The organism is Micromonospora sp. NPDC049048 (assembly GCF_043197615.1).
In the GTDB taxonomy this organism is placed as follows: Bacteria; Actinomycetota; Actinomycetes; order Mycobacteriales; family Micromonosporaceae; genus Micromonospora.
The window spans coordinates 806,470-824,309 of the sequence record NZ_JBICTM010000003.1 but is presented as its reverse complement, the minus strand read 5'-3'; the positions used below and the strand labels follow the sequence as shown (position 1 = coordinate 824,309).

Here is a 17,840-nt window from a genome sequence, read left to right as displayed (position 1 = left end):
CGAGATCAACCGGAAGGAAAGACGATGGTCATGGCAGAGGTCGACGGCATCGACATCGCGTACGACGACCGCGGCGACGGGGACACCCTCGTCCTGGTGCACGGGCACCCCTTCAACCGCTCCATGTGGCGTCCACAGGTCGACTTCGCGGTGGCTGCCGGCTGGCGGGTCGTCGCCGCCGACCTGCGCGGATACGGCGAGAGCACGGTGGTGCCGGGCCGCACCACACTCGACGTGTTCGCCCGCGACGTCGCCGGCCTGGCCGACCGGCTGGGCGTACGCCGGTTCGTCCTCGGCGGACTCTCGATGGGCGGGCAGATCGTGATGGAGTGCCTGCGCCAGTTCCCCGAGCGCATCTGCGGGGTCCTGCTGGCCGACACCTCCGCGCCGGCCGAGACGGACCTCGGGCGCGCGCAGCGCAACGCCCTCGCCGACCGGCTGCTCCGGGAGGGTATGGCCGGCTACGCCGAGGAGGTCCTGCCGAAGATGCTCGCCCCGCGGAACATCGCGGCCCTACCCGAGATCGCCCGGCAGGTCGGCGACATGATGCGGGCGACCTCGCCGGTCGGTGCCGCCGCCGCCCTGCGCGGACGTGCCGAGCGCCCCGACTACGTCGGGACGCTGCGCCGGGTCGAGGTGCCCACCCTGGTCGTGGTGGGCAGCGACGACGAGTTCACTCCGGTCGGCGACGCCGAACTCATCACCGGGTGCGTACCGGGCGCGAGGCTGGTCGTGGTCGACGGCGCCGGCCACCTGCCCAACCTGGAGCGGGAGGCGGTCTTCAACGCCGCGCTCGGGCACCTGCTTGAGCAGGTCGAGGCGGTAGGGGCGCAGCGGTGACGACCGTCTTCGTGACCGGCGCCAGCAGTGGTTCCGGCGCCGCCTTCGCGCGGCGCTTCGCTGCCGGGGGCGCCACCAATGCCTTCGGCGCGGCCCATCTCCGCAGCGGCTGCCTCAGAAGTGGTGCAGCAGGTCGGGGAAGGCCGACAACCGCAGCACCCCCGGGTCGGCCGGGTCCAGCTCGTCGTGCTCCAGCACCCAGGTGTTGTCGTTGGGGATGAACACGGCGTTGAGCCCGGCGGCGCGGGCAGGCCGAATGTCGGACTTCGGGGAGTTGCCGATCATCCAGGTGACGGCGGGATCGATGCCGTGCTCCCGGGTCAGCCACCGGTACGTGTCGACGTCCTTCTCCCGCACGATGTGCGCGGCGCGGAAGTGGTGCAGCAGGCCGCAGGCGTCGAGCTTGCGCTGCTGTTCCTCGCGCTCGCCCTTGGTCAGCAGCAGCAGTTCGTGGCGGCCGGCCAGGTCGTCCAGCGCCTCGGCCACCCCTGGCATCAGCTCCACCTGGTGGGCGACAAGGGCCGCCGCCAGCTCGTCGATCCGGCGGCGCTCCGCCCCGGTGGCGGGCCGCTGCCGCAGCCGCTCCAGGCACTCCCGGAGGCTGCGCAGGAACACCTTGCTGCCGTAGCCGTGCGCGACCGCGTTGGCCCGCTCGATGTCGTCCAGGATGGCCCGCGTCCCGGCCCGGTCGAGGGTCGGATGGTCCAGCCACTCCAGGAAGTCGTCGATCACCCGCTCGAACAGGACGTTGTTCTCCCAGAGCGTGTCGTCGGCGTCGAAGACGAGCACCTGCCCGTCGCGCCGGCGCGGCCCGTTGCCCATGGCTCCCCTCCCCGCGATGCGACTCCGGCCCGACCTGGCGGGGGCGCACCCATCTGGATCGTGGACAGTTTCCGTGCGGCGCGAACCGTAACCGTGCACGATTCCGCGCGGCAAGCGGGTTGCGAGCGGCCCACGACAGGGCGCGGGGTCACGGGCTGGCGAACACCCCGGACACGATCATGTCCTCGCGCTGCTCCTGCTTGTCGGGGCGCAGCCGCCCGCCCCGGGTCAGCATGACGGTGCCGTGCAGCAGCGCCCAACCGACCTCGGCGAGCGTGTCGGGGTCACGGCCGGCGGCCAGCGGCGCCAGGGCCGCGCGCAGTTCGGCGAAGGCCGCCCGGGGCGCCCCGGGACCCGGGTCGCGGCCCAGGGTGAGATCCGAGGTGTGGGCGAGCATCGCGTCGTAGACCTCGGGACTGGCGTACGCGAAGTCCAGGTAGGCCGTCACCACGGCCGGCCACTCGCCGTGCCCGCCCCCGATGGCGGTCTCCCGGGCGGCGGCGAGCGCGGCGGCCAGGTCGGCGAAGCCGAGCACCGCCACGGCGGACATCAGCGCGGCGGGATCCGGAAACCAGCGGTAGACGTCCTCGATGTCGACCCCGATCCGCTCGGCCAGCCGGCGGTGGGTCACCGCCGCCCACCCCTCCGCCTCGGCCAACCCCCGGGCGGCCAGCGCGACACGCTCGCGCTCGGCCGGTGCGGCGTCTGATCCGTCTGCTGGCGACACGCCGCCGATGCTAGCGAGCGTCACCGCCCGTGACGACTCCGCGACGGATTGACGACTGTCGTCGGCCGGGAACGGCGGACCGGAGCCGGGACGCACCTCGGCAGAGACAGCGAGGTCAGCGCCGCCGGGTGAGGATCAGGTCGGCGACCAGCGCCGTCCATCCGGTCTGGTGCCAGGCGCCCAGCCCCGCGCCGTTGTCGCCGTGGAAGTACTCGGGGAAACAGATCAGGTCCCGCCAGTCCGGGTGGGTCTGGAAGAGCTGGGCGGCACCGTAGATCGGCCGCCGCCCCCAGCCGTCGCGGGTGAACAGCGAGATCAGCCGGGCGGAGAGGTCGTCGGCGACCTCGTCGAGGGTCCGCTTCACGCCGGAGCGCGTCGGATACTCCACCTGCAGGTCGTCGCCGAAGAAGGCGGCGTAGTCGCGCAGCGCGCTGATCAGCAGGAAGTTGGTCGGCATCCAGATCGGGCCGCGCCAGTTCGAGTTGCCCCCGAACAGGCCACTGGTCGACTCGGCCGGTTCGTAGCCGACGCTGAACTCCTGCCCGCCGAGGGTCACCGAGAACGGCTTGTCCAGGTGGGCCCGGGACAGCGTACGCAGGCCGTACTCGGAGAGGAACTCGTCGGTGTCGAGCATCCGGGCGAGCAGCCGGACGATCTGCTCCGGGCCGACCATGGACAGCAGCCGGTGCTGGCGGCCGTCGGGCCCCAGCCGCCGGGCGCCGATGACGTCGGCGTACTCGGGGCGGTTGGTGAGGAACCAGCGCAGCCGGGCGTGCAGCTCGGGCAGCCGGTGCAGCGTACGGGCGGTGAGCCGGGTCGTCGCGGCCAACGGCAGCAGGCCGACGACCGAACGCACCCGCAGGGGCACCTTCGTGCCGTCGGCGAGCCGCAGCACGTCGTAGAAGAACGCGTCCTCGGCGTCCCACAGCCCCTGCTCGTACGCGGCGGCGGCGATGTAGGCGAAGTGCTCGAAGAACTTCGTGGCGGTGTCGACCCAGGTGCGGTCGTGCTCGGCCAGCACCACGGCGATGTCGAGCAGGTTCAGCGCGTACATGGCCATCCAGGCGGTGCCGTCGGACTGCTCCAGCACCCCGGCCACCGGCAGCGCCGCCGAGCGGTCGAACGGGCCGACGTTGTCCAGCCCGAGGAAGCCGCCCTCGAAGACGTTGTTGCCGACGGTGTCCTTGCGGTTGACCCACCAGGTGAAGTTGAGCAGCAGCTTGTGCATCACCCGGGCCAGGAAGTCGTGGTCCCGCCCGCCGTCGATCTCGAAGACCTTCAGCGCCGCCCACGCGTGCACCGGCGGGTTCACGTCGCCGAACGCCCACTCGTACGCCGGGATCTGGCCGTTGGGGTGCAGGTACCACTCCCGCAACAGGAGCAGCAGCTGCTCCTTGGCGAACCCGGGGTCGACCCGGGCGATGCTGACGCAGTGGAAGGCCAGGTCCCAGGCCGCGTACCAGGGGTACTCCCACGGGTCCGGCATGGAGATCACGTCGAAGCTCGTCATGTGCCGCCAGGCGCTGTTGCGCCCGTGCCGGCGGCCGGAGGGCGGGGGCGCGGAGCCGGGATCGCCCTCCAGCCAGCGCTTGACGTCGAAGTGGTAGAACTGCTTGCCCCACATCAGCCCGGCGATCGCCTGCCGGGCGACCAGGGCCTCGTCCGGGGTCGCGGCGGCCGGGATCACCCCGGCGAAGAACCGGTTCGCCTCCGCCCGGCGGGCCCACACCACCGCGTCGAAGCCGTCACCGAGGTCCGCCCGCGGTGGCGGGGCGCCGCCGGGCGGCGGGGCGGTACGGGTCAGCCGCAGCCGGATCCGCCGCTGTGCCCCGGCCGGCACCTCCAGCACGTAGTGCAGGGCGCCCTTGGTGCCCTCCCGGGCGGGGTTGACGGTCTCGGCCCCGTCGACCACGTGGTCGTTGATGCCGTCCTTCGGGTAGCGGGAGCGGCCGGGCAGCCCCCAGAGCCGCTCGGCGTTGGTGTCGTTGTCGCAGAGCAGCGGCGTCGGCTCGCCGTCGCCCTCCAGCAGCAGCTGGCCGAGCACCCGGTGCTCGCCGACCAGCCGCGATCCCTCGCCGACCAGCCGGGGCACCCGGTCACCGCCGGGCAGCCCCCAGGCCCACGTGTTGCGGAACCAGAGGGTGGGCAGCACGTGCAGGGTGGCCTCCCGGTCACCCCGGTTGGCCACGGTGATCACGACGCACAGGTCCGTCGGGGTCGCCTTCGCGTAGTCGACGGTCACCGCCCAGTACCGGTCGTCGTCGAAGATGCCGGTGTCGACCAGCTCGTACTCGGTGTCGTCCCGGCCGCGCAGCGCGTTGACCGCGACCAGCTCGTCGTACGGGAAGGCCGCCTGCGGGTAGTGGTACCGCCAGCGCATCCAGGAGTGGGTGGGGGTGGAGTCCTCGTACCACCAGTACTCCTTGGCGTCCTCGCCGTGGTTGCCGCCGTCGCCGCCGAGGCCGAACATCCGCTCCTTGAGGATCGGGTCCCTGCCGTTCCAGAGGGCGAGCGCGAAGCAGAACGTCTGCCGGTCGTCGCAGACGCCGGCCATGCCGTCCTCGCTCCACCGGTAGGCTCGGGACCGCGCGTGGTCGTGCGGGAAGTAGTCCCAGGCCGTACCGTGCTCGCTGTAGTCCTCCCGCACCGTCCCCCACGCCCGCTCGGACAGATAGGGACCCCATGCGCGCCACTCCTGCTCCCCGGCGTCGGCCTGAGCCAGCCGGAGCCGTTCGGGGTCGGGCGCGTGGTCGTCGGAGAGCGGCACGTCGGTGATCACTCGGACATCTTCGACGTCGCCTGGAGACTTCACCACAGGAGCCATTCTCGTCGTGGCGTGTTACACCCCGCCGCCGGTGGAGGAAAGTTGATCGACATTCGTTTCGGTCCGCAGGTCTGCGGCGACCTGACCGGCGGGGCCGCCCGGGAGTGGCTGGTCACCGACGGTCTCGGCGGCTACGCCACCGGCACGGTGAGCGGGCTGCGCACCCGCCGCTACCACGGCCTGCTCGTGGTGGCCGGCGAAACGCCGGCGTCCCGCCGGGTGGGACTCGTCGGCCTCGATCCGGCCGTGCTCCTTCCCTCCGGCGCCCGGGTGCGCCTGGGCGCGCACGAATGGTCCTCCGGCGACGTCGACCCGCGCGGCTTCGAGCTGCTGGAGCGGTTCGACCTGAGCGACGGCCTGCCCCGGTGGCGCTGGCGGGTCGGCGACGTGGTGATCGAGCGCGAGCTGGCGATGACGCACGGCCGGTCGTGCGTGGCCGTGGTGCACCGGCTGGTCTCCGGCGGACCGGTGCGCCTCGACCTGGCCGCGGTCTGCACGTGGCGCGACGCGCACGGCGAGCGCCGTGCCGACGGCCCGGCCCCGCGGGTGGAGCCGGTGCCGGGCGGGGCGGTGGTCGAGGGCGCGTTCCGGCTCGCCGGGCCGGACTGGGCCCCGGAGGGCCAGTGGTGGCACGGTGCGCACCACCGGGAGGAGGCGGCGCGCGGCCTGAACCCCGACGAGGACCTCTGGTACGCGGGCCGGTTCTCGGGCGCGCTGGAGCGCCCGGGCGACACGGTGTCGGTGCTCGCGTGGGCCGGCGAGCTGGCCGAGGAGCCGTCCCCGGCCACCGAGGTGGTCGCGGCGGCGCGCGCCCGCAACCGTCGGGTGGTGGCCGCGGCGAAGCCGGCCGACGAGGTCGAGGCGACGCTCACGCTGGCCGCCGACGCGTTCGTGGTCGGGACGGCCACCGGGCCGGACGTGGTGGCCGGCTACCCGTGGTTCGGCGCCTGGTCGCGGGACACGATGATCTCCTACGAGGGGCTGTTCCTCTGCACCAACCGGGCCGACGAGGGCCGCCAGCTGCTGCGGTCGTACGCGGCGACGCTGTCGCAGGGGATGCTCGCCAACACCGCCGACACCGGGCGGGTCGAGTACAACACCGTCGACGCGACCCTGTGGTTCCTGCACGCGGTGAGCCGGCACGTCACCGTCACCGGCGACACCGACCTCGGTGACGAGCTGCTGCCCGCGCTGCAGGGCGTGGTCGACGCGCACCTGGCCGGCACCCGCTTCAACATCGCCGTCGACCCCGCCGACGGACTGCTCACCCAGGGCGGCACCCCCGGCACGGCGCTGACCTGGATGGACGCCCGCGTCTACGGGGTGCCGGTCACCCCGCGTACCGGCAAGCCGGTGGAGGTCAACGCGCTCTGGGTCAACGGGCTGGCCGGCCTGGCCGAGTTGACCGAGCTGGCGGGGCGGGACGCGGGCGAGCTGTGGCGGCTGCACGGGCGGGCGGCCGCCGCGTTCGCCGACCGGTTCCCGGCACCGACGGGCTGGCTGCACGACGTGGTGGACGCGCCCGCGCCGGCGTACCCGCTGGGCGGGGCCACCCAGCACGACGACGACCTGCTGCGCCCCAACCAGCTGCTGGCCTGGTCGCTGCCGTACGCGCCACTGGAGCCCGACGAGGCCACCGTGCGCCGGGTCGCCGCCGGGCTGCTCACCCCGCTGGGCCCGCGCAGCCTGGCCCCCGACTCGCCCGAGTTCGTCGGGCGGCACCGGGGCGGTCCGGCCGAGCGGGACGGCGCCTACCACCAGGGCACCGTCTGGCCGTGGCTGCTCGGCCCGTACGCCGACGCCGCCCGACGGGCCAGGATGCCGGTCGACGACCTCTTCGTCGGCGTCGAGGCCCACCTGACCGAGTACGGCCTCGGATCGGTGAGCGAGACGGCCGACGGCCTCGCGCCGCACGCCGCGACGGGCTGCCCGTTCCAGGCGTGGTCGGTCGCCGAACTGCTGCGCGCCCGCAGGAACGGTCGGTAGCGCTTTACACGACCGCAACGGCGGCGTCTCCGCCGGTTAGCCGGCCACCAGCAGGATGGGTCCCGATCCGGGCGCGACCCCGGTGGGCGCCGGTTCGGCGCCCACCGGACGGGCTCGGGGACAACTCAGAGGGGGCCGCATGTCACCTGACGCCGACGTGATCGACATCCATCCCGCCCGGCGACAGCGGGTGCTGATGCTCTCCTGGGAGTACCCGCCGGTGCTGGTCGGTGGCCTCGGCCGGCACGTGCACGCCCTCTCCGTCGCCCTGGCCGCCGCCGGGCACGAGGTCACCGTCGTCACCCGGCACACCGACGGCGCACCCCTCGAGGAGTACGCCGACGGCGTCCGCATCCTGCGGGCCGCCGAGGACCCGGTCACCTTCCCCCTGGCCACCTCCTCCCTGCTCGCCTGGACCATGGCCTTCAACCACACCCTCACCCGCGCCGCCCTGCGCGCCACCGAGGCCGGCGCCTACGACGTCATCCACGCCCACGACTGGCTCGTCGCGCACACCGCGACGACCCTCGCCGAGCACCTCGACCTGCCCCTGGTGACCACCATCCACGCCACCGAGGCCGGCCGGCACCAGGGCTGGCTGCCGGAGGAGATGAACCGCACGATCCACGGCGTCGAGCACTGGCTGAGCAACGCCTCCACCCGGGTCATCGCCTGCTCCGGCTACATGCGGGACCAGGTCACGACGCTCTTCGACGTGCCGACCGGGCAGGTCGACGTGGTGCCCAACGGGGTCGACGACCGGGCCTGGCGCGCCGGGCCGGGGGCGGTCACCGCCGCCCGGGCCCGCTTCGCCGGCGACGGCCCGCTCGTCGGGTACGCCGGCAGGCTGGTCTACGAGAAGGGCGTGCAACACCTGGTGCACGCCGTGCCGTACCTGCGCGAGCGGCACCCCGGGCTGCGGGTGGTGATCGCGGGCGAGGGCCCGTACCGCGCCGAGTTGGAGGACGAGACCCGCCGCCTCGCGCTCGGGCAGACCGTACGCTTCACGGGGTTCCTGGACTCGACCCGGCTGCCCGCGCTGCTCGGCGCCACCGACGCGACCGTGGTGCCCAGCCTCTACGAGCCGTTCGGGATGGTGGCCCTGGAGGCCGCGGCGGCCGGTGCGCCGCTGGCCGTGGCCCGCACCGGCGGCCTCGCCGAGATCGTCGAGCCGGGCGTGACCGGGGTGACCTTCCCACACAGCGACCCGGACGCCCTCGGCGCGGCCGTCGACCGGCTCCTCGGCGACGAGGTCTTCGCCAGGCGGGTGGCCCGCCGGGCGCGCACCATGGTCGGCCGGCGGTACGGCTGGGCGACCATCGCCACCCGCACGGCGGGCACGTACGCGACGGCCCGCCGGGAGCACGGCACGACGCGGGCCCGGCACGCCACCGCCCGGCTCGGCGGGGCCCAGCGGAAGATCACCATCCCGGAGGGGAACCTGCTCGCGGTCGGCGGCGCCCGCTGAACAGCCGACCGCCGGGCCGTCCGGTGTCCGACAGAGCCACCCCGTAGGCCGCCTCGCAGGGCATACTTCCTGCCGGTGTGGCGGAGCCACCCACCCCTCCCCCGCCACCGTCCCCGGTGGACCGTCCGGGCGATGCCCCTGCGCCACACCGGCGAACTACAGTGGCGTAGTTTTGGCGCTCAAGATCCCTGGGGAGGGCGAGCCGACATGATGGGACCGTCCCACGCGCTGTCCGGCGCGGCGGTATGGCTGACCGGATCCTGGGCGCTGCAACAGTTCGCCGACTACCACCAGTCGCCGCTGGAACTCGCCGTCGGCACGGCGGTCTGCGCCGGTGGGGCGCTCTTCCCCGATCTCGACCTGTCCGGCAAGGTGACCCGCAACCAGGGCGGGGCGACTGTCGCCCGCACCTTCGGCGTGTTCTCGCTCTTCATCGCCGAGGTGATGGAGAAGATCTCGCTCGGGGTCTACTACGCGACGAAGCTCAGCAAGGACCCGCGCCGCAACAACGGCCACCGCACCCTGACCCACACCATCCCGTTCACCCTGTTGGTCGGCTGGGGCACCACCACGCTCTGCGCCGCGTACGGCAAGTGGGCCGTCATCGGCATCCTGTTCTTCATGTTCGGGCTGGCATTGCGCGGCCTGTTCGACAAGTGGGCGGAGCGTGCCGGCTGGGTCATCGTGACCCTCGCGTCGGCCGCCGCCGCCTGGTACACCTTCGCCAACCTGCCCGGCGGCCGGGGCTACCCGCTGATCGGCACCGCCGTCGGGGTGGGCTGCTTCGTGCACATCCTCGGCGACATGATCACCCGGGCCGGGGTGCCCATCCTCTGGCCCATCCCGATCAAGCGTCGGATGTGGACGCCGATCGGCCTGCCGAACAAGATCGCCCTGCGGGCCGGCGGCAAGACCGAGGTGGTGGTCGTGCGGGCCGTACTGACCGTGATCTCGGTGCTCGCGGCGGCCGGGCTGGTCGCCCCGTCGGTGCTGCAACGCTTCAACATCGACATCTGACGGCCTTCCTCGCGCCCCGGGCCGGTGGCCGGGCGGCTAGGCGCCGATGCGTTGCGGCGGGACGGTCAGCCCGTAGAGCGCCATCAACTCCGGGGTGTCGACCCGGCTGCCGTCGGCCACCGAGTCGCAGGAGATGTCGACGATCTGGTCCTTGTGCGCCAGCAGGTACGGCCGGGCGCCGACGTCCGCGCTGGCCAGGGTGGCGATGCCGGACCAGTGCCGGCGTCCGAACAGCATCGGGTAGCCGCGCAGCCCGTCGTAGGTCGCGCAGACCAGCACGTCGGGGTACGGCAGCGCGACCACCCGGCGTACGGCGGCGGCGGTCAGGCCGGGCATGTCGACCGGCACCACCACTACCGCCTCGATGCCCTCGTCGTCGAGCGCGGCCAGGCCGGCCCGGATGGACGAGCCGACACCGGTCCCCCACGCCCTATTGATCACCACCGTGGCCCGGCTCAGGTCGGCCGTCTGGCGAACCTGGTCGGCGGCGGCGCCGAGCACGACCACGATCCGCTCGCAGCCCGCCTCGGTCATCGTGTCGATCATCCGGCCCACCAGGGGCTTCTCCCCCTGGTGCAGCAGCGCCTCCGGGCCGCCGATACGACGTCCCCCGCCCGCGGCGATGATCATTCCTGCGATCCGGTTCAGCTGGGCCCCCTCCACCGTGGAGCGGGCCGTGGCCCGGGGGCACGGCCCGCTCCGTCGTACGGACATCGGGAGCAACGAGGACAAGGCAGACCGGGTAGCGGGGCGAAAAGGGAAAATAGTGCAACTGTTACCGAGGGCGGAACGTCACCGGACGCCCGTTCCGGGCCGTACCCGCGAGAGCGTCAGGCTGCGCGTGCGGGAGCGTCAGGCTGCGCGTGCGGGAGCGTCAGGTCGCGCATGCGAGAGCGTCAGGCCGCGTCGGCGTAGCAGTCGACGACGGACAGGTCCAGCGGGAAGCGGACCGGGGTGTCGCCGAAGAGCAGCGTGGCGGCCTGCTCGCCGCACCGGGTGACGGCCTCGGCGACCGCGTCGGCCCGCTCCACCGGGCAGTGCACGATCACCTCGTCGTGCTGGAAGAAGACCAGCTCACCGCCAGTGCCGGCGAGCTGGCCGCGCAGCGTCGCCAGCAGGGTCGAGGCCCACTCGGCGGCGGTGGCCTGGATGACGAAGTTGCGGGTGAACCGCCCCCGTGACCGGGCCGCCCGCGCCCGCGGCGACCGCGGATCGTCGCCGCCGTCGGGGATGTCGGCGTCGGGATCGCCGAACCCGGCCGTGCCGGGCGGGCAGGTGCGCCCGAGCCAGGAACGCACCAGCCCGCCGGTCTCCCCCGTGCGGGCGGCCGCCTCCACGTAGGCGAAGGCCGTCGGATAGTTGCGCCGCAGCACCGCCAACGCCGGCACCGCAGCACCGCCGGTCTGCCCGTACATCGCGCCGAGCAGCGCCACCTTCGCCCGGGGCCGGTCGCCGCCGAAGGCGTCCTGGGCGAGGGCGGCGTATAGGTCACCGGCACCGCCGGCGGCGGCGAGCCGGGCGTCGCCGGAGACCGCGGCGAGCACCCTCGGCTCCAGTTGGCCGGCGTCGGCCACCACGAACCGCCAGCCCGGATCGGCCACCACCGCCCGCCGGATGACCTTGGGGATCTGCAACGCGCCGCCGCCCCGGGTCGCCCAGCGGCCGGAGACGACCCCACCCGGGACGTATTCCGGCTGGAACCGACCGTCGCGCACCCAGGCGTCGCGCCAGGCCCAGCCGTGCGCCGTCCAGATCCGGTAGAGCTCCTTGTATTCCAGCACCAGCGGCACCGCCGGGTGGTCCACCCCGCGCAGCACCCACGCCCGGGTGTTGGGCACCTCCACGCCGGCGCGGGCGAACGCCCGCAGCAGCTCCGCCGGGGAGTCGGCGTGCAACTGGCGTACGCCGAACGCGTCGGCGATCCGCGCGGCCAGCTCGGCCAGCCGCCGGGGCGGGCCACCCACCGGCGACGGCTCGCCGAGCAGCTCGGCGAGGATCTCGTCGTGCACGTCGGCGCGCCAGGGTAGCCCGGCGACCCCCATCTCGACCGCGATCAGCGCGCCGGCCGACTCGGCGGCGACCAGCAGCCGGAACCGGCCGGGATGCTCGGTCGCGGCGATCCGGGTGAGCTGGTCGGCGTACACCCGGGTCAGGGCCTCGATGCCGGGGCCCGGCGGACCGGGCAGGGCGTCGAAGAGCGCACCCTGGCCGTGGCCGGGCGGCGCGGCCGGGCGCGGCGGCGGGTCGGCCGGCACCGGCGCGCCGGTCAGCCGGGCCCAGGCCGCCGCGAACGAACGCGGCTCGCCCCAGCGGCCGGCGTGACCGAGCAGCAGGGCCTCGGTCAGCTCGACGTCGTGGCAGCGCTCGACGCGCACCCCGGCACGCAGCAGCGCCGGGTAGATCGTCGCGCCGGAGGCCCACACCCAGCGGGGCCGCTCCGCCGCCTCGCGCTGCGCGACGGCGGCGGCGAGGTCGGCGACCGGGCACACCGGACCGGCCGGACGCCCGGCGACGTCGAGGGGTTGCAGCGCTCCCCCGCCCCGCTCGTCCGAGACCACCGCCACCAGCACGGACGTGATTCTGCCTCGTCCCTGCGACACTCCACCCACCAGCCGCCGCACCTCGGCCGGACCGGTCCGCCGCGACCGTGGGCCGAACCTGCCGACGGTCGGCAAGGCGAGGGGCGGTGCGGCGGTGCCCGGCTCGGTAGCGTGAGCCGGTGCCACCACGGATCCCCCACCCCGAGCCCGGCACTCCCGACATCCGGGGGCCCCTGCCGTACCTGTGGTGGCTGGTCCGCTGCCAACCGTGGCGGGTGCTGCGCGGCAGCCTGCTCGGCACCGCCTGGATGACCGCCCTGTCGGTCCGGCCCTACCTGATCTCCCGCGCGGTGGACGACGGACTGCGCACCGGCGACACGCGCGCCCTGGCCCTGTGGGTGGCGGCGATCGTCGTCGCCGGCCTGGGGCTGTCCTTCCTGGGCATCATGCGCCACCGCACGATGACCTTCATCCGCGAGGACGCCAAGGCCCGCTCGGCGGCCGTGGTGCTCCGCAAGCTGTCCCGGGTCGGCGCCGCGCTGCCGAACCGGGCGGCGGCGGGCGAGGTGGCCACGGTCGGCGGCACCGACATCGACCGGGTGGCGCAGGTGATGACGCTGACCGGGCCCGGGGTCGGCGCGGTGGTCGCCTACTTCGTGGTCGCCGCCGTGCTCTGGTCGATCTCGCCCCTGCTCGCGCTCTGCGTGCTGGTGGGCGTGCCCTCAGTCGGCCTGGTCGTCGCCCCCATGCTGCGCCGGCTGGAGCGGGCGGAGTCGGTCTACCGGCAGCAGCAGGGTGAGCTGACCGCCCGGTCGGGCGACATCGTGGCCGGGCTGCGGGTGCTCGCCGGGGTGGGCGGTCGGGACCTGTTCGCCCGCCGGTACGCGGCCCGCTCGCGCGACCTGCTCGCCGAGGGCTACCGGGTGGGCGCGGTCAACAGCTGGATCGACGCGGCGACGGTGGCCGTCCCCGGGCTGTTCCTCGCGGCGGTGGTGTGGCTGTCGGCCCGGATGGCCGTCACCGGCGACATCAGCGTCGGGGAACTGGTCGCCGTCTACGGCTACGTCGCGACACTCGTCGTGCCGGTCTGGTTCCTGTTGGAGGGCGGCCACCAACTGATCCGGGGCCGGGTCGCGGCGAGCCGGATCGTCGCCCTGCTCGCCGTGACGCCGGACGACGTCGGCGGGACACCAGCCACGCCGGACGACGTCGGTCGGACACCCGCCGCGCCGGACGGCGTCCGTGGGACATCCGCCGCGCCGGCCCGCGTGGCGACTGTTCCGGGCAGCCGGCGGCCGGCGGGCCCCACCACCCCGGTCGCCGCCCCGGTCGGCCCCGCCGACCTGCACGACCCGGCGAGCGGGCTGACGGTCCGGGCGGGCCGGCTCACCGCGGTGGCCGCCGCCGACCCGGCCGAGGCGGTCGCGCTGGCCGACCGGCTCGGCCGGTACGCCGTCAGCGACGTCACCTGGGGCGGCGTGCCGTTGACCGGCGTCGGGCTCGACCAGGTGCGGGCCCGCATCCTGGTCGCCGACCACGACGCCCACCTGTTCGCCGGGACACTGCGCGACGTGCTCGTCGGGGCCCGCACCGACGCCGACCGCGAGCGGATCACCGCCGCCCTGCACGCCGCGTCGGCGGAGGACGTCGTCGACGCCCTGCCACGCGGGCTCGACACCGCGCTGGACACCCGCGCCCGTACCCTCTCCGGCGGCCAACGGCAACGCGTCCGGCTGGCCCGGGCGTTGCTCGCCGACCCGGAGGTGCTGATCCTCGTCGAGCCGACCTCGGCGGTGGACGCGCACACCGAGGCGCGGATCGCCGAGCGGCTGCGCCGCGCGCGGGCCGGGCGGACCACCGTCGTGCTCACCACCTCGCCGCTGCTGCTCGGCCGGGCCGACGAGGTCGCGTACCTGGTCGCGGGGCGGGTCACCGCCACCGGCGGGCACGCCGACCTGCTCGAACGGGACCAGGGCTACCGGCGGCTCGTGGCCCGCGGCGACGCCGACGCCGAGCAGGCGCTGCGGTGAGCGGGCTGCCGGTCGCCGACCGGTCCGCCGTACGCCGGGCCACGCGCGGGCTGATCGCCGGGGACCGGCGCGCCGTCGGAGTCGTGCTGGCGTTGAACGCGAGCGCCACGGTCGCCGGGCTCGCCCCGCCGTGGCTGCTCGGCACCATCGTCGACCGGGTGTCCGCCGGGGCCGGCGTCGCCACCGTGGACCGGCTCGCCCTGGCGATCGGCGGGGCCGTGCTGGCGCAGACGCTGCTGTCGCGCTACGCGCAGTACGCCGGCCACCGCTTCGGCGAGCGGACCGTGGCCCGGCTGCGCGAGGAGTTCGTGCGGCGGACCCTGAACCTGCCCGTCGGCGTCGTCGAGCGGGCCGGCTCCGGGGACCTGGCGACCCGCAGCTCGGTCGACGTGTCGACGGTCGGCACCACCGTCCGGGACGTGGTGCCGACCATCGTCATCGCCTCGGTGCAGCTGACGCTGCTGTTCGGGGCGGTCTTTCTGCTGCACCCCCTGCTCGGGCTGGCCGCGCTGGCCGGGCTGCCGACGATCGTCGGGATGACCCGGTGGTACCTGCGGCGCGCCAGCCCGGCGTACCTGGCCGAGGGGGCGGCCGCCGCCGAGCTGACCGAGACGCTCACGAGCACCGCTGAGGGCGCCCGTACCGTCGAGGCCTTCCGCCTCGCCGACGAGCGGATCGGGCACGGCACGGCGCGCATCGCGCGGGTCTGGGCCGCCCGGCGGGCGACCCTGGCGCTGCGCACCGTGTTCTTCACCGTGGTGGAGGCCAGCTACCCGCTGCCCGTCGCCGCGCTGCTGCTGGTCGGCGGGCTGCTGCTGGCGCAGGGCGAGGTGTCCCTCGGCGCGGTGGTCGCCGCCGCGCTCTACCTGCAACAGGCGATCGAGCCGCTGGACCGGATCCTGCAGTGGACGGAGCAGGCGCAGCGCGGCTTCGCCTCGTTCGCCCGGGTGCTCGGCGTCGGCCAGGTGCCGCCGGAGCCGCCCGGCCGGGCCGCCGCCCCGGTGGACGAGCGGCTGGTGGTCCAGGGGGCCCGGTTCGCGTACGGCGACGGGCCCGACGTGCTGCACGGCATCGACCTGGAGGTACGTCCCGGCGAGCGGTTGGCGCTCGTCGGACCGTCGGGGGCCGGGAAGTCCACGCTGGCCCGGCTGCTCGCGGGGATCGACGCGCCCCGGGAGGGGGTCGTCAGCGTCGGCGGCTGCCCGGTGACCGACCTGGACCCGGCCGAGCGGCGGCGGCGCATCGCGCTGGTCACCCAGGAGCACCACGTCTTCATCGGCTCGCTACGCGACAACCTCGCGTTCGCGGCCCCGGACGCCTCCGACGACCGGATGCGCGCCGCGCTGGCCACGGTCGGCGCCGACTGGCACGCCCGCCTGCCCGATGGTCTCGACACCCCCCTCGGCGACGGAGCGCACCAGCTCGGCGCCGCCGAGGCCCAGCAGCTCGCGCTGGCCCGGCTGGTGCTCGCCGACCCGCACACGCTGATCCTCGACGAGGCGACGGCCGCCCTCGACCCGACCACCGCCCGGCGCACCGAGCGGGCCCTGGCCGCCCTGCTCACCGGGCGGACGGTGATCGCGATCGCACACCGGCTCAACACCGCGCACGACGCCGACCGGGTGGCCGTGCTGGAGGGGGGCCGGATCACCGAGCTGGGCAGCCACGACGACCTGGTCCGGGCCGGCGGCCCCTATGCCGCCCTCTGGCGTTCCTGGCACCCGTGACCCGGCCGGGTCACTTCACCGCGCCGGAGGTGAGGCCGGACTGGATCTGACGTTGGAAGATCGCGTAGACGATGATCATCGGGAGGATGGCGATGGTCAGGGCGGCGAAGAGGCCGGACCAGTCGGCCTCGTAGCCGGCGTTCACCGAGATGTCGGCGATGCCCTGGGTGAGCACCCACTTGTCCTTGGCGTTGGAGAGCAGCACGAGCGGCAGCTGGTACTGCGCCCACTGACCGATGATGTTGAAGATCCCGACGCTGATCAGGCCCGGCTTCGCCATCGGCAGCATCACCTGGAAGAACAGCCGGGTGTGCGAACAGCCGTCGATCATGCCCGCCTCGGCGACCGACGTCGGCAGCGTCTTGAAGAACGCGGTCAGGAAGAACACGGTGAACGGCAGCGAGTAGGCAATGTAGACCAGCACCAGCCCGGTGTGGGTGTCCAGCAGCCCCAGGTTCTTCACCACGAAGAAGAGCGGCACCAGGGCGAGGAAGACCGGGAACGCCAGCCCCGAGACGAACAGGTAGTAGATCGCCCGGTTGCCCCAGAACCTGTAACGCGCCAGCACGTACGCGGCCATCGAACCGAACAGCATGGTGCCGAGGACGCTGAACGTCACCACGATCACACTGTTCAGGAAGTATCGGCCGACGTTGGCCGTGGTCCACGCCCGGGCGTAGTTCTCGAACCGCAGCTCCGCCGGGAGCGTCCACGGGCTGCTGAAGATCTCCGTGGTGTTCTTGAACGAGGCGAGGAAGGTCCAGAGGATCGGCACGATCACGATCACCGCCCAGACCGCGAGCGCCACGTGCCCGAGGCTGGCGAAGAACCGTACCTCCGAGCGTCGGCCCCCGCCCCCGCGCTTGCCCGCGGCGCCCGGCTTGACGTTCTTCGGCGGTAGTGCCGCCGGTGTCGGCGGCAGCGTCATCTGCGGGTTCATCAGTACTCCACGCTTTCCCGCTTGGTCAGCCGCAGCGTCAACGCCGCGAACGTGAGGGTGAGGAAGAACAGCGCCACGCCCATGGCCGAGGCGTAGCCGTACTTCGAGTAGTGGAAGGCGTTGCGGTAGATCTCCATGGCCAGCACCGTGGTCGCGCCGTCGGGGCCGCCGCCGTCCACCGAGAGCACCGAGACGATGGCGAACGCGTCGAACGCGGCGATGCCCAGGTAGACCCAGGCGACCTGGAGGGTGTCCCAGAGCAGCGGCAGGGTGACCCGGAAGAAGAGCGTCACCCGGCTCGCCCCGTCGATCTCGGCGGCCTCGTAGATCTCGCCCGGAATGGAGGCCATGCCCGCCGAGAAGAGCACCACGTAGAAGCCGACCGCCTGCCAGACCAGCACGGCGATGATCGACCAGAGCGCCAGGTTCGGCCGGACCAGGAAGAGCACCGGGTCGAAGCCGAGCTTCATCAGCACGCCGTTGATCAGACCGGACTCGTTCGGCCGGTAGACCATCTGGAACAGCACCGCGATGATGGCCACCGCCAGGACCTGGGGGAAGAAGAACACCACCCGGTAGAACTTCGACCCCCAGACCCCCTGACGCTGCCCGCCGCTGCTCTTGCCGCCCACGTTGAGCATGAACGAGAAGAACAGCGCGATGGCGATGGTGATCAGCGGCAGGGCAAGCAGCAGTACGCCGTGGTGCTGGACGGCCTTCCAGAAGTTGTCGTCGTCGAACAACCTCCGGTAGTTGTCGAGGCCCACCCACTGCGGGGCGGAGAACCCCCGCCAGTTGGTCGTCGAGATCTGGAACGCCTGCGCGTACGGCGCGATGACGAAGACCACGTACAGCGTGACCGGGACGAAGAGGAACCCGATCACGAACGGATACTTGCCGTGCCGCATGACCCTCACGC

At 73.7% G+C, this 17,840-nt stretch carries 13 protein-coding genes; 6 read left to right on the top strand and 7 right to left on the bottom strand.

Annotation, left to right across the window (positions count from 1 at the left end):
- Nucleotides 1-24: 24 nt before the first annotated feature.
- Nucleotides 25-840 carry an alpha/beta fold hydrolase gene (locus ACGFIG_RS14305; protein WP_393002697.1) on the top strand — a complete coding sequence of 272 codons (816 nt, stop codon included), beginning with the start codon at nucleotides 25-27 and terminating at the stop codon, nucleotides 838-840.
- A 114-nt stretch (nucleotides 841-954) separates the two neighbouring features.
- On the opposite strand, the gene ACGFIG_RS14300 is transcribed toward ACGFIG_RS14305, so the two are convergent.
- The 3 genes from ACGFIG_RS14300 to ACGFIG_RS14290 form a co-directional block, all read right to left on the bottom strand.
- Nucleotides 955-1,662 (bottom strand): HAD family hydrolase, encoded by a 708-nt coding sequence (locus ACGFIG_RS14300; RefSeq protein WP_393002695.1) that lies wholly within the window; start codon nucleotides 1,660-1,662, stop codon nucleotides 955-957.
- A gap of 148 nt (nucleotides 1,663-1,810) precedes the next feature.
- Nucleotides 1,811-2,389 (bottom strand): TetR/AcrR family transcriptional regulator, encoded by a 579-nt coding sequence (locus ACGFIG_RS14295; RefSeq protein WP_393002693.1) that lies wholly within the window; start codon nucleotides 2,387-2,389, stop codon nucleotides 1,811-1,813.
- A 115-nt stretch (nucleotides 2,390-2,504) separates the two neighbouring features.
- Nucleotides 2,505-5,213: a glucosidase gene (locus ACGFIG_RS14290; RefSeq protein ID WP_393002691.1), complete on the bottom strand. Its 2,709-nt coding sequence runs from the start codon at nucleotides 5,211-5,213 to the stop codon at nucleotides 2,505-2,507.
- 42 nt (nucleotides 5,214-5,255) lie between these two features.
- Between ACGFIG_RS14290 and ACGFIG_RS14285 the strand changes: the two genes are divergently transcribed.
- The 3 genes from ACGFIG_RS14285 to ACGFIG_RS14275 all read left to right on the top strand — a co-directional run bounded on the left by ACGFIG_RS14285 (nucleotide 5,256) and on the right by ACGFIG_RS14275 (nucleotide 9,684).
- Nucleotides 5,256-7,199 carry an amylo-alpha-1,6-glucosidase gene (locus ACGFIG_RS14285; protein ID WP_393002689.1) on the top strand — a complete coding sequence of 648 codons (1,944 nt, stop codon included), beginning with the start codon at nucleotides 5,256-5,258 and terminating at the stop codon, nucleotides 7,197-7,199.
- A 139-nt stretch (nucleotides 7,200-7,338) separates the two neighbouring features.
- Nucleotides 7,339-8,667: a glycosyltransferase family 4 protein gene (locus ACGFIG_RS14280; protein WP_393002687.1), complete on the top strand. Its 1,329-nt coding sequence runs from the start codon at nucleotides 7,339-7,341 to the stop codon at nucleotides 8,665-8,667.
- Between the two features lie 207 nt (nucleotides 8,668-8,874).
- Complete coding sequence (locus ACGFIG_RS14275) at nucleotides 8,875-9,684, top strand: metal-dependent hydrolase (protein WP_393002685.1); 810 nt, start codon at nucleotides 8,875-8,877, stop codon at nucleotides 9,682-9,684.
- A gap of 36 nt (nucleotides 9,685-9,720) precedes the next feature.
- Here the strand turns inward: ACGFIG_RS14275 and ACGFIG_RS14270 are convergent, their stop codons facing one another.
- Nucleotides 9,721-10,314 carry an NTP transferase domain-containing protein gene (locus ACGFIG_RS14270; protein WP_393002683.1) on the bottom strand — a complete coding sequence of 198 codons (594 nt, stop codon included), beginning with the start codon at nucleotides 10,312-10,314 and terminating at the stop codon, nucleotides 9,721-9,723.
- 266 nt (nucleotides 10,315-10,580) lie between these two features.
- The gene (locus tag ACGFIG_RS14265) at nucleotides 10,581-12,254 is read right to left on the bottom strand and encodes a bifunctional 3'-5' exonuclease/DNA polymerase (protein ID WP_393002681.1); all 1,674 of its coding nucleotides are present in this window, start codon (nucleotides 12,252-12,254) and stop codon (nucleotides 10,581-10,583) included.
- A gap of 245 nt (nucleotides 12,255-12,499) precedes the next feature.
- Between ACGFIG_RS14265 and ACGFIG_RS14260 the strand changes: the two genes are divergently transcribed.
- Together ACGFIG_RS14260 and ACGFIG_RS14255 are read left to right on the top strand one after the other, a co-directional pair.
- Nucleotides 12,500-14,254: an ABC transporter ATP-binding protein gene (locus ACGFIG_RS14260; protein ID WP_393002945.1), complete on the top strand. Its 1,755-nt coding sequence runs from the start codon at nucleotides 12,500-12,502 to the stop codon at nucleotides 14,252-14,254.
- On the top strand, nucleotides 14,251-15,981 hold the full coding sequence (locus ACGFIG_RS14255; RefSeq protein ID WP_393002679.1) for an ABC transporter ATP-binding protein: 1,731 nt from the start codon (nucleotides 14,251-14,253) through the stop codon (nucleotides 15,979-15,981). Before ACGFIG_RS14260 ends, ACGFIG_RS14255 begins: the two co-directional genes overlap by 4 nt.
- Before the next feature lie 10 nt (nucleotides 15,982-15,991).
- On the opposite strand, the gene ACGFIG_RS14250 is transcribed toward ACGFIG_RS14255, so the two are convergent.
- On the bottom strand, nucleotides 15,992-16,921 hold the full coding sequence (locus ACGFIG_RS14250) for a carbohydrate ABC transporter permease (protein ID WP_393002677.1): 930 nt from the start codon (nucleotides 16,919-16,921) through the stop codon (nucleotides 15,992-15,994).
- Nucleotides 16,921-17,829 (bottom strand): carbohydrate ABC transporter permease, encoded by a 909-nt coding sequence (locus tag ACGFIG_RS14245; RefSeq protein ID WP_393002943.1) that lies wholly within the window; start codon nucleotides 17,827-17,829, stop codon nucleotides 16,921-16,923. The genes ACGFIG_RS14250 and ACGFIG_RS14245 overlap by 1 nt, the downstream gene beginning before the upstream one ends.
- Nucleotides 17,830-17,840: the final 11 nt, after the last annotated feature.

Bases quoted from the DNA above. Each gene is read 5' to 3' on its own strand.
- ACGFIG_RS14250 (WP_393002677.1), bottom strand. From the start codon at position 16,921: ATGAACCCGCAGATGACGCTGCCGCCGACACCGGCGGCACTACCGCCG.
- ACGFIG_RS14245 (WP_393002943.1), bottom strand. From the start codon at position 17,829: ATGCGGCACGGCAAGTATCCGTTCGTGATCGGGTTCCTCTTCGTCCCG.
- ACGFIG_RS14290 (WP_393002691.1), bottom strand. From the start codon at position 5,213: ATGGCTCCTGTGGTGAAGTCTCCAGGCGACGTCGAAGATGTCCGAGTG.
- ACGFIG_RS14275 (WP_393002685.1), top strand. From the start codon at position 8,875: ATGATGGGACCGTCCCACGCGCTGTCCGGCGCGGCGGTATGGCTGACC.
- ACGFIG_RS14270 (WP_393002683.1), bottom strand. From the start codon at position 10,314: ATGATCATCGCCGCGGGCGGGGGACGTCGTATCGGCGGCCCGGAGGCG.
- ACGFIG_RS14300 (WP_393002695.1), bottom strand. From the start codon at position 1,662: ATGGGCAACGGGCCGCGCCGGCGCGACGGGCAGGTGCTCGTCTTCGAC.
- ACGFIG_RS14305 (WP_393002697.1), top strand. From the start codon at position 25: ATGGTCATGGCAGAGGTCGACGGCATCGACATCGCGTACGACGACCGC.
- ACGFIG_RS14280 (WP_393002687.1), top strand. From the start codon at position 7,339: ATGTCACCTGACGCCGACGTGATCGACATCCATCCCGCCCGGCGACAG.